Origin of the sequence: Vibrio sp. J502, from assembly GCF_025397955.1 — a bacterium.
Taxonomy (GTDB): Bacteria; Pseudomonadota; Gammaproteobacteria; order Enterobacterales; family Vibrionaceae; genus Vibrio; species Vibrio anguillarum.
In genome coordinates this window covers 244,692-256,432 of record NZ_CP104554.1, presented here as the reverse complement: position 1 = coordinate 256,432, position 11,741 = coordinate 244,692, and the positions used below count along the sequence as shown (strand labels likewise).

At 47.8% G+C, this 11,741-nt stretch carries 9 protein-coding genes; 8 read left to right on the top strand and 1 reads right to left on the bottom strand.

Going from position 1 to position 11,741, the window contains the following annotated elements:
- The first annotated feature begins 160 nt into the window (after positions 1 to 160).
- The 8 genes from gltB (at position 161) to N5E84_RS01280 (ending at position 10,861) form a co-directional block, all read left to right on the top strand.
- The gene (gene gltB / locus N5E84_RS01315) at positions 161 to 4,624 is read left to right on the top strand and encodes a glutamate synthase large subunit (protein WP_019283370.1); all 4,464 of its coding nucleotides are present in this window, start codon (positions 161 to 163) and stop codon (positions 4,622 to 4,624) included.
- A gap of 18 nt (positions 4,625 to 4,642) precedes the next feature.
- Positions 4,643 to 6,055: an FAD-dependent oxidoreductase gene (locus N5E84_RS01310; RefSeq protein WP_026027954.1), complete on the top strand. Its 1,413-nt coding sequence runs from the start codon at positions 4,643 to 4,645 to the stop codon at positions 6,053 to 6,055.
- Positions 6,056 to 6,195: 140 nt separating this feature from the next.
- Positions 6,196 to 6,621, top strand: coding sequence for a DUF1499 domain-containing protein (locus N5E84_RS01305; protein ID WP_081244961.1), 426 nt, complete (start codon positions 6,196 to 6,198; stop codon positions 6,619 to 6,621).
- Positions 6,622 to 6,699: 78 nt separating this feature from the next.
- Positions 6,700 to 7,395 (top strand): 5'-methylthioadenosine/S-adenosylhomocysteine nucleosidase, encoded by a 696-nt coding sequence (gene mtnN, locus N5E84_RS01300; protein WP_019283369.1) that lies wholly within the window; start codon positions 6,700 to 6,702, stop codon positions 7,393 to 7,395.
- 17 nt (positions 7,396 to 7,412) lie between these two features.
- A complete protein-coding gene (locus N5E84_RS01295) occupies positions 7,413 to 8,366 on the top strand; it encodes a cobalamin biosynthesis family protein (protein ID WP_019283368.1) in 954 nt (317 codons plus the stop codon).
- Positions 8,367 to 9,191 (top strand): vitamin B12 ABC transporter substrate-binding protein BtuF, encoded by an 825-nt coding sequence (gene btuF, locus N5E84_RS01290; RefSeq protein WP_019283367.1) that lies wholly within the window; start codon positions 8,367 to 8,369, stop codon positions 9,189 to 9,191. It abuts the gene before it with no gap.
- A gap of 74 nt (positions 9,192 to 9,265) precedes the next feature.
- Positions 9,266 to 9,886, top strand: coding sequence for a TRIC cation channel family protein (locus N5E84_RS01285; protein WP_019283366.1), 621 nt, complete (start codon positions 9,266 to 9,268; stop codon positions 9,884 to 9,886).
- 102 nt (positions 9,887 to 9,988) lie between these two features.
- Positions 9,989 to 10,861 carry a LysR family transcriptional regulator gene (locus N5E84_RS01280; RefSeq protein WP_019283365.1) on the top strand — a complete coding sequence of 291 codons (873 nt, stop codon included), beginning with the start codon at positions 9,989 to 9,991 and terminating at the stop codon, positions 10,859 to 10,861.
- Here the strand turns inward: N5E84_RS01280 and N5E84_RS01275 are convergent.
- Positions 10,785 to 11,564: a TSUP family transporter gene (locus N5E84_RS01275; RefSeq protein ID WP_019283364.1), complete on the bottom strand. Its 780-nt coding sequence runs from the start codon at positions 11,562 to 11,564 to the stop codon at positions 10,785 to 10,787. The genes N5E84_RS01280 and N5E84_RS01275 overlap by 77 nt on opposite strands.
- Between the last annotated feature and the right edge of the window lie 177 nt (positions 11,565 to 11,741).

Below are 11,741 nucleotides of genomic sequence, written 5' to 3'. Positions count from 1 at the left end.
CACCATAAGCTATAGGTTGTGAAGTCAGTGAAAATTAAAACAATCATTTTTGTTAAAATTTAAATTGAGAATGAACGCATAATTACCCACTTAAAACAACAAAAATAGAATAGTTAGTCATTTACTGTCTGGATGACAGAGAAGCAAAGGGAGAATTGCAATGGCTCTATATGATCCAAGTTTAGAGAAAGACAACTGTGGATTTGGTTTGATCGCCCACATGGAAGGCCAAACCAGCCATAAATTAGTCAGAACCGCGATTTCAGCATTAGATCGCATGACCCACCGTGGCGGCATCGCAGCCGATGGTAAAACCGGTGATGGCTGTGGTCTATTACTACAAAAACCAGATAGTTACCTACGACTCATCGCTGAAGAAAAAAGCTGGAAGCTCGCCAAACAGTATGCGATTGGTATGATTTTCTTCAGCCAAGATCCGGTCAAAGCGCAATCAGCGCGCGATATTATCAACAAAGAACTGGCGCAAGAAACACTTACAGTGACAGGTTGGCGAACCGTACCAACGAACCAAGCTGTACTTGGCCCTATTGCTGCCGAATCCGTGCCTGATATTCAACAAGTCTTTATTAGTGCTCCAGCGGGTTGGCGTGAACGAGACATTGAACGACGCCTTTACATTGCTCGCCGTCGCATTGAAAAACAGATCACCGAAGATCGTGATTTCTATATTTGCTCACTATCGACTCAAGTCATTGTTTACAAAGGCTTGTGCATGCCTGCAGACCTACCGCGCTTTTATCTTGACCTAGCTGATCTACGGATGGAATCAGCCATTTGCTTGTTCCACCAGCGCTTTTCAACCAATACTCAGCCACGTTGGCCACTGGCACAGCCGTTCCGCTACTTAGCGCACAATGGTGAAATCAATACTATCGAAGGGAACCGTCAATGGGCGCGAGCACGGGCTTACAAATTTGCCTCTCCCCTACTACCGGATCTGCAAACCGCCGCGCCATTTGTCAATGAAACAGGTTCCGATTCATCAAGCTTAGACAACATGCTCGATCTGTTTTTAGCGGGGGGAATGGATATTTTCCGTGCCATGCGTATGTTAGTGCCGCCGGCGTGGCAAAATCACCCTGATATGGACCCAGACCTTCGTGCCTTTTACGACTTTAACTCAAAACACATGGAGCCATGGGATGGCCCAGCAGGCATTGTGTTATCGGATGGCCGTTATGCTGCTTGTAACCTTGATCGCAATGGCCTTCGCCCTGCGCGTTATGTGATCACCAAAGATAAACTCATCACCCTCGCCTCTGAAGTCGGAATTTGGGATTACGCGCCCGATGAAGTGGCTGAAAAAGGCCGCGTTGGGCCCGGTGAACTGCTGGTGATCGACACCCGCCATGGGAAATTGTGGCAATCTAGTGAAATTGATAACGATCTCAAAAGCCGCCACCCTTATGGCGAGTGGATGAAAAATAACGTCCACCGATTAACGCCATTTTCTGAACTCAGTGACGACTTGGTGGGCGAGCGCAGCTTTGACAATGACGAGCTAAAAACCTATCAAAAACAGTTTGCAATGAGCAACGAAGAGATTGATCAAGTACTGCGCGTACTGGGAGATGTAGGCCAAGAAGCGGTGGGATCAATGGGTGATGATACGCCGATGGCGGTGCTCTCTTCGAAAGAGCGCTTGGTTACCGATTATTTCCGCCAAAAATTTGCCCAAGTTACGAACCCGCCTATCGATCCACTACGTGAAAAGCACGTGATGTCACTGGCCACCAGCATCGGCCAAGAGATGAACGTGTTCTGTGAAACCGATGGTCACGCTTATCGTGTTACCTTTGATTCACCTATCTTGCTCTATTCCGACATGCAACAGCTATTGGAGCTCAGCGACAAACACTATCGCAATACCATTTTAGACATCAATTACGATCCACAGCATAAGGATCTCAAGCAAGCTTTGCTCGAACTTTGCCAACAAGCAGAGGAGGCTGTACGCCAAGGATCGGTATTGATCGTATTGTCTGACCGCGCTTTGCATAAGGATAAACTGCCGATCCCAGCGGCAATGGCCGTGGGCGCAGTACACACTCGCTTAGTCGAAGCCAACTTACGCTGCGATGCAAACATCATTATCGAAACCGCCACCGCACGTGACCCTCATCAATTTGCGGTCTTAATCGGCTTTGGCGCAACCGCCGTCTACCCTTACTTGGCCTACGAAACGCTCGGCAAAATGATTGATGATGGCACGTTGGAAAAAAGCTATCGCGAGGTGATGCAAAACTACCGGTACGGTATCGACAAAGGTTTATTGAAAATCATGTCGAAAATGGGCATTTCAACCGTTGCCTCTTATCGCTGCTCGCAGCTGTTTGAAGCGGTTGGCCTACATAGCGACGTAGTTCAGTTGTGTTTTAAAGGCGTCACCACGCGCATTCAAGGTGCTAACTTCGAAGACTTCCAACAAGATCTATTTAATTTAGCGCGCAAAGCGTGGACCAAACGTAAAACGCTCGAACAAGGTGGCTTATTAAAATACGTGCATGGTGGTGAATACCATGCCTATAACCCAGATGTGGTTGGTACCTTACAAGCCGCAGTTAAATCAGGTGAAAGCGCCGATTACCAAAGCTTTGCCCAGCAGGTCAACGCACGCCCCGTCGCGATGCTACGCGATTTACTGCGCTTAAAAAAATCAGCGACACCGCTACCACTGGAAAAAATTGAACCCAGTACGGAGCTATTTAAACGTTTTGATTCTGCGGCGATGTCGATTGGCGCCTTAAGCCCAGAAGCTCATGAAGCGTTAGCGACCGCAATGAACCGCTTAGGTGGCTACTCCAACTCTGGTGAAGGTGGAGAAGATCCACGCCGTTTTGGCACTGAACGTAACTCCCGTATTAAGCAGGTCGCATCAGGGCGTTTTGGCGTGACTCCGCATTACCTCACCAATGCTGACGTACTGCAAATTAAAGTGGCGCAAGGAGCGAAGCCGGGTGAAGGTGGCCAACTTCCCGGCCATAAAGTGACCGCAGAAATTGCCAAGTTGCGCTATTCAGTACAAGGCGTAACCTTAATTTCGCCACCGCCGCACCACGATATTTATTCGATTGAAGATTTAGCCCAGCTGATTTTCGATCTCAAACAAGTTAACCCAAAAGCTTTGGTTTCGGTCAAATTGGTTTCAGAGCCGGGCGTTGGCACCATTGCCACTGGCGTTGCCAAAGCCTACGCCGATCTTATCACTATTTCTGGTTATGACGGCGGTACAGCGGCTAGCCCGCTCACCTCGGTAAAATACGCTGGTAGCCCTTGGGAACTCGGCCTTGCTGAAACCCAACAAGCGTTAGTCGCAAACGGCCTGCGCCACAAAATTCGACTTCAAGTTGACGGTGGTCTAAAAACAGGACTGGACGTGATTAAAGGCGCGATTTTAGGTGCCGAAAGCTTCGGTTTTGGCACAGCTCCTATGGTCGCGATGGGCTGTAAATTCTTACGGATTTGCCACCTTAATAACTGTGCGACGGGCGTAGCAACGCAAGATGAAACGCTGCGGAAAGAGTATTTCAAAGGCTTACCTGAGATGGTGATGAACTATTTCATCGGTCTTGCCGACGAGGTCCGTGGTTACTTGGCGCAGTTGGGCGTTGAAAAGCTCACCGATCTGATTGGCCGCACCGATTTACTAGAAGTACTTGAAGGGATGACCGCCAAGCAAAGCAAATTGGACTTATCCGGTTTATTGGAAGCGCCAGTATCGGCTCAGGGTCATCCGCTTTACTGGACTCAACCCAATACACCGTTTGATAAAGGACAACTTAACCAACAATTTGTCGATGACGCTTTAGCGGCAGTTGAAGCACAACAATCGATCAGCTTGTATTACAACGTACAAAATACTGACCGCTCGCTCGGTGCTCGCCTATCTGGTGAAATCGCCAAACGTTATGGTAACCAAGGCGTAGCCGCCTCGCCGATTAAAATTTATCTCGATGGCACAGCAGGTCAGTCATTTGGTGTATGGAACGCGGGTGGTGTTGAGCTTTACCTTACTGGTGATGCCAATGACTATGTTGGTAAAGGGATGGCAGGCGGAAAGCTGGTCATCAAACCCCACCTTGGTACCGCTTTTAACTGCAACGACGCTACGATCATCGGCAACACCTGTTTATATGGCGCAACGGGCGGCAAGCTGTTTGCGGCTGGCAAAGCGGGAGAGCGTTTTGGTGTGCGTAACTCTGGCACTATCACAGTTATCGAAGGCGCTGGTGATAACGCTTGCGAATACATGACAGGCGGAATCGTCGCCATTTTGGGCGCAACAGGCGTTAACTTTGGCGCGGGTATGACGGGCGGCTTTGCTTACGTGATGGATGAAAACGGTGATTTCCAAGGTCGAGTCAATAGTGAATCAGTAGAGGCTATTTCATTGCAAGATCTCTACATTCACCAAGAACATTTACGTGGTTTAATTGCCGAGCATTTGGAAGAGACGGGGTCGGTGCATGCTGAACAGATCTTAGCGAACTTTGATGAATGGATTCCAAAGTTCTATCTCATCAAACCCCAAGCGGCGGATCTGCAAACCCTACTCGGCCATCAAAGCCGCAGTGCCGCCGAACTTCGCGTTCAAGCGCAATAATTGGAAGGAGCCAGATTAATGAGCCAGAACGTATACCAATTTATTGATGTGAATCGAGTTGATCCGGCAAAAAAGCCGCTCACTATTCGCAAAATCGAGTTCGTCGAAATTTACGAACCCTTTACTAAACAGCAAGCGACCGCTCAAGCGGATCGCTGCTTAGATTGCGGCAACCCTTACTGCGAATGGAAATGCCCAGTACACAACTACATTCCGCAATGGCTAAAACTGGCCAACGAAGGGCGCATTATTGAAGCCGCTGAACTATCGCACCAAACCAACAGCTTGCCCGAAGTCTGTGGGCGAGTCTGCCCACAAGATCGCCTCTGTGAAGGTTCTTGTACCCTAAACAATGACTTTGGTGCGGTCACCATAGGTAACATCGAAAAATACATTAACGACAAAGCGTTTGAGATGGGCTGGAAACCAGACATGTCACACGTGGAGTGGACGGATAAGAAAGTAGCGATCATTGGTGCAGGCCCAGCAGGCCTAGCCGCAGCCGATATTTTAGTGCGCAACGGGGTGAAGCCTGTGGTGTTTGATCGCTATCCTGAAATTGGTGGTTTGCTAACCTTTGGTATTCCCTCTTTCAAACTTGAAAAAGGCGTAATGGAAAACCGCCGCCGCATTTTCAGTGAGATGGGCGTCGAATTTCAGCTCAACATCGAAGTAGGTAAAGACATCACACTGCAAACGCTGCTTAATGAATATGATGCGGTTTTTCTCGGTGTAGGGACTTACCAAAACATGCGCGCAGGGCTAGAAAATGAAGAGGCAAACGGTGTTTACGATGCTCTACCCTTCTTGGTGTCAAATACTTATAAAGTGATGGGTTTGGAATCACCCCAACCATTTATTGATATGGCGGGCAAAAAAGTCGTGGTACTTGGAGGCGGAGACACTGCGATGGATTGCGTGCGTACTTCCATTCGCCAACATGCCGCCAAAGTGATTTGTGCCTACCGACGCGATGAAGAGAACATGCCGGGTTCACGCCGAGAAGTGAAAAATGCCAAAGAAGAAGGCGTAGAATTTATGTTCAACCTGCAACCGCTCGCCATTGAGGTCAATGAACAAGGCCAAGTGAGTGGCGTTAAAGTGGTGCAAACCGCCTTGGGGGAGCCTGACGCGGCTGGGCGTCGCAAGCCCGAGCCAGTTGCGGGCAGCGAACATGTGTTGGCAGCCGACGCCGTCATTATGGCGTTTGGTTTTCAGCCACATGCCATGCCATGGCTTGAGCCATTCGGCGTTGAACTTGATCAATGGGGACGCATTAAGGCCGCGTCGCAGCAATCGTTCCAGTACCAAACCAGTAATGAAAAAATTTTTGCTGGTGGGGATGCCGTGCGCGGCTCCGATCTGGTCGTCACGGCCATTGACGAAGGGCGCAAAGCCGCAGAAGGAATACTTGACTACTTAGGCCTTTAAGCCTTAACTGCTTAATATCCTTGAAGGATTCATGGTAACGTGAATCCTTTTTTCTTAGGCCATTTTCCTTCAACCATCGACACTGCAGCTTGCTTGTATTTTGGCGATTGGTAATGAGGATTCATTTGATAAGGACTATCATGCGCGTAGTACTAAGTTTACTGATGTTTGCCACACTAACCGCTTGCAGCCAAGGAGTGACAACTATGACCGATCGCACTGCGACCCCTTGCGGAAATAAACCGAATTGCGTTTCAACTCAAGATGAGCGTAACGCGTTCTCGCTATCTCCCTTTATCCTCAAAACAGGCGTCTCTTTAGATAAAATTGAAGCGGTTGCGCTTTCTATTCCTCGCTCTAAAACGGCGGTGAAAGAGGACAATTATCTCCGCATTGAATGCACCAGTCGTATTTGGCGATTTGTGGATGATCTTGAACTTAAGATAGAGAACGGCCGTTTAATCGTACGATCTGAATCGCGCATTGGTTATTCAGATATGGGCGTCAATCGTAAGCGAGCAGAAACACTGCGAGAAAACCTCACCAAAGCAGGCTTGATTGAATAGTTGCTCAATATCGCACTGGCGGAAAGTTTCGTGCTAAACTTCGGCCAATTTAGCTATTAACCGAATAAGAGAAACCTCATGAAAATCGGCATTATTGGCGCGATGGAGCAAGAAGTCGCGATATTAAAAGACGCAATCGACAATGTTCAACAAGTCAGCAAAGCGGGCTGCACCTATTTTTCAGGTCAAATCCATGGGGTGGATGTGGTGGTGCTACAATCTGGCATTGGTAAAGTCGCTGCAGCCATTGGCACCACTCTTTTACTTGATGAATACCAACCAGATGTAGTGATTAACACCGGTTCTGCAGGTGGTTTTGATTCAAGCTTAACCATGGGTGATGTAGTCATTTCAAGCGAAGTTCGTCACCATGATGCCGATGTAACAGCATTTGGCTATGAAATGGGGCAAATGGCAGGTCAACCAGCCGCTTTCAAAGCGGATGATGCATTGATCCGCGTTGCAGAACAAGCACTCACACACATCAAAGATAAGCACGCGGTACGCGGCCTGATTTGTACCGGGGATGCTTTCGTTTGTAGCGCTGAGCGTCAAAGCTTTATTCGCCAACACTTCCCAACAGTGATTGCCGTTGAGATGGAAGCTTCAGCAATTGCACAAACTTGTCACCAATTCAAAGTGCCTTTTGTGGTCGTTCGCGCCATTTCAGATGTAGCAGATAAAGCGTCGCCGATGTCCTTTGATGAATTTTTACCGCTTGCCGCACAAAGCTCATCAGAAATGGTGATTAAGATGATCGAACTGCTTAAGTAAGCAGTGACAGACTCAACATGGACGAGTTAATCACCTACTTGTATGCCAACGGTACGCTCCTCGTGATGTGGGGAGCGGTTGCCTTTCATCTTATTTTACCCATCCCGCGTAACGCTCATCCCGTCACTTTGTGGCGAAAATTTGCGGAAATATTAGCGGATAAAGTCAATACCAGTAGCAGTTATTCACAAAGCCTACTTTCCGGCTCACTGGCTTGGCTATTGATGTGCCTACCCGCATGGGTCACCTTAGTCGCGTTAAAACCTTTGGTATGGCAACCTCAACTATTTGATTTAGCTCTACTATTACTCGCATTTGATTGGCGTAGCCAAGAGTTATTAGCCAATCAGCTTATCGATGCACTCAGCAAGGAAGACAAAAAATACGCTCGCAGCGTACTTGCCCCTTTTGTCAATCGTGAAACCGATAGCTTGTCAGCGCTGGGGTTAGGTAAGGCGGGGGCTGAAACCCTCATTATTGGCTATGGGCGCAACGTGATCGCGGTGCTATTTTGGTACGCCTGTCTTGGCGGTATTGGCGCGCTGATGTATCGTCTGATCGCGGAACTCGCCAGAGCTTGGGCGCCTTCGCGAACGGCGTTTCATCCTTTTGGTATTCCATCGGTACGCTTGCTGGCTGTGCTTGACTTTGTGCCACTGCGCCTATTTAGCCTATTGATTATCATTGGTCGCAACGCATCAAACACCTTCTCAGCCATGTTACAACAAAGCCGCTTATGGCCACTTCCTGGGCCTGCATGGCTGTTAACCGCCGTCGGCAATAAACTATCACTGGCCTTAGGTGGCCCAGCCATCTACGGTGATAAAAAAGCCCTGCGCGTAAAAATAGGCGGACGTATCGCTCCATCAGCCTTCCACCTTGCGCAAATCCAAAAACTGTTAGCTTGGCGTATTTTCGCGTGGATAGCATTAGAGAGCGTGATACTGCTACTCGTTCATCAAGGATTTTAGATGCGTTTACTGTTTCTCAATGTTGTCGTCACGCTGTGCGTAGCTTTTCCAATTCAAGCGCAAGTTAAACGCATCATTAGCTTAGCGCCTCATGCCACGGAATTGGCCTTTGCCGCTGGCCTTGGTGATAAATTGGTGGCCGTCAGCGAGTACAGTGACTACCCGGCACAAGCACTCAAACTCGAAAAAGTGGCCAATTACCAAGGGTTGAATATAGAACGCATTCTTACCCTGAAACCGGATTTAGTGATTGCTTGGCCCGCGGGCAATCCGGCGAAGGAGCTCGATAAATTAAAGCAGTTAGGGCTGACGATTTATGCGACAAAAACTCAAAAACTCGATGACATTGCCAATAATATTGAAGCACTTAGCCAATTTTCCGATGATCCAAGCATCGGCCAGCAAGCGGCGCGTGATTTTCGTCAATCACTCCTCACTCTGAAACAGAGTTATGGCAGCCAAAGTAAAGTTCGTTATTTCTATCAACTCAGTGAAAAACCGATCATCACGCTGGCCAAAGGCAGTTGGCCCAGTGAGGTCTTTGAATTTTGTGGCGGCGAAAATATTTTTGCCAACAGCGCATCCCCCTACCCTCAAGTTGGGATTGAGCAAGTGCTGCTGGCTAAACCTGATGTAATTTTCACCTCTGAACATGCGATAGAAAATGGCACTATGTGGCAAAAGTGGCAACAGCAACTACCCGCTGTACAAAACGGGTTTGTGTGGACACTGACCTCAGATTGGTTAAATCGACCAACGCCCAGAACACAGCAAGCGATAGAAGAAGTGTGTGAGCACTTTTCCGTCGTTCGCCAAAAACGCTAACGCTTACGTAATAAAATCTCGTACAATTCCTGCCCGAATTTTGTTCCATTAACGACTAAAGAGAACCCAGTAACATGGACTCCATGCTGCTCTATTTTATTGACTTATTTGGTACGGCTATCTTTGCCATTTCTGGTGTTTTATTAGCTGGTCGATTAAAAATGGACCCGTTTGGCGTGGTCGTGCTTGCGAGCGTGACTGCAATTGGCGGTGGAACAATTCGTGATATAGCATTGGGTGCAACGCCAGTTTTCTGGATAAAAGACACCACTTACCTTTGGGTCATTTTCATCACTTGTTTACTCACCATGCTGCTGGTCCGCAGGCCTAAACGCGTTGCTTGGTGGATCTTACCCGTTTGTGATGCAATCGGTTTAGCCGTGTTTGTTGGCATTGGTGTTGAAAAGGCGATGAACTATCAAGACTCGGCCATGGTTGCGGTGATCATGGGTGTTATCACTGGCTGTGGCGGCGGTATTATTCGCGATGTACTGGCCCGTGAAATTCCAATGGTGCTGCGCAGCGAAGTCTACGCTACAGCTTGTATCATCGGCGGTCTGTTTCATACCACAGCACTGGCGATGGGCTACGATAGCTCAAGTGCCTTTCTGGCCGGAGTGGCCTCAACCTTAATCATTCGACTTGGCGCGATCCGCTGGCACTTATCACTGCCCACTTTTGCACTGAATAAATAAAGCCGATCTCATCAAAACCACAAACAGTAACATGTACAGACGCTATGGGTTATGGTCGCTTTGCGATAAGATGAGCTAATCTATTCCTCATCGTCATTAATTATGTTGCTAGAAGGTATCGAAACTTTGCTGGTGCTGAGCAAAGAAAAAACCATGGGGCGTACGGGCAGCCTACTCTACATTAGCCAGTCCGCCGTTAGTAAGCGGATTGCTAATTTAGAAAAAAGGGTCGGTAAAAAGCTGATTGAGCCTGATGGCCGACAGATTAAATTAACCACAGATGCACAGGCCTTGGTTGAAACTATTGGCCCAAGCTTTAGTGAGTTATGCGGTTTAATTTTCGATCAACAATCTTTTACGGATGCCACATTGATCAGGATAGACTGCTCAGAAACGTTAGTCGCTGGCTATATTAATGCCACAATGGGGCAGTACCTCAAGCACGATAAGTTCATCACCATCACCACGAACCATACGCCGAGGATTGTTCAGCACGTTCAATCAGGCAAAGCGACACTAGGATTTTGCGCAGGCTACTTGCCCGCTAATCATGGGCTAATGACGTTTCATCTGGTAGATGAACCCTTTTACATTGTCAGCCAAACACCCTTATCTTCATTACCTAAACAGCTCGTTACCAATGATTTATCCAACCCAGCGAACGCCTATCAAGTCGATATATTGGCGAAACTCGCCATCACGCCACAGATGGAAATGGACTCGTATACGGCCGCAGCGCAATTGGCATTAGGAGGCATGACGCCTGCTTTAGTGCCACTTTCAGTGATTAAAGCGCTGAACATTGAACCTCGCTATTACTTTGATTTTGATGAACTACAACCTTTGGTTCGGCCTGTTCATCTCTGTCTGCGCAGCAATAGTTATCGCTCGCCAAGAGTCAAAAGATTGATAACAACCATTGCTGATGCTGTTGCCAAAGAAGTTTCATTGCCATCAACATCGACATCACAATAACTAATGGGCGGATCCATTTCTGCCCTTTAGTCACCACTATCTTTGCGCCCATTCTCGCCCCTAAAAAACCACCAACGGCCATCACCAGCCCTATCTTCCAAATCGGCAAGCCAGCAATAACAAAAAAAAGCAGCGCAGCAATGTTTGAAGTGAAGTTGAGAACCTTGGTTCTTGCAGTCGCTTCAATCAACGAAAAATGACCTAACACGACAAAACAGACCGTAAAAATAGACCCGGTGCCCGGACCGAAAAAACCATCATAAAAGCCGATACCAAAACCGACCGTAAAAGCAAAAGCCGTTTCAGACAATGGAGCAGGCCCATTGTGGGTTTTCGTCGCGGGTGCAAGTAGAAAATAAAGTGAAATGCCGATCAGCAACAGCGGGATTAAGCTGGTCAACAAACTGGCATCCATATGCTGCACAAGTTCAGCCCCACACGCAGCGCCGATAAAAGTACAAGTTATCGCCAACTTCATCTCTTTTAGGTTCACAATGCCATTGCGTACAAAATACCAAGTGGCGGAGAAACTGCCAAATGAGCTTTGTAGCTTATTGGTAGCCAGCGCTTGAGTCGGTGGCACGCCTACTGCCAGCAAAGCCGGCAAAGTAAGCAAACCGCCACCGCCAGCCATCGCATCAATGAACCCTGCAATCCCTGCAACCAAAAACAACAGGCCTAATACTTCCAGTGAAAGTTCCATTTCTTATCAACGCATTGAACAATAAAAACCAACAATAGCACCACTTAAAAGGTGAAAACAGCGAAAGCCAAGACAACAACCCATTCCCATTTTTCATCAATTAAAAAGCTATCCTCTAGGCCAAATCTCTTCTTCATTGGTAAAACGATTCAATTCGGCCGAATAAAAAAAGCCCGC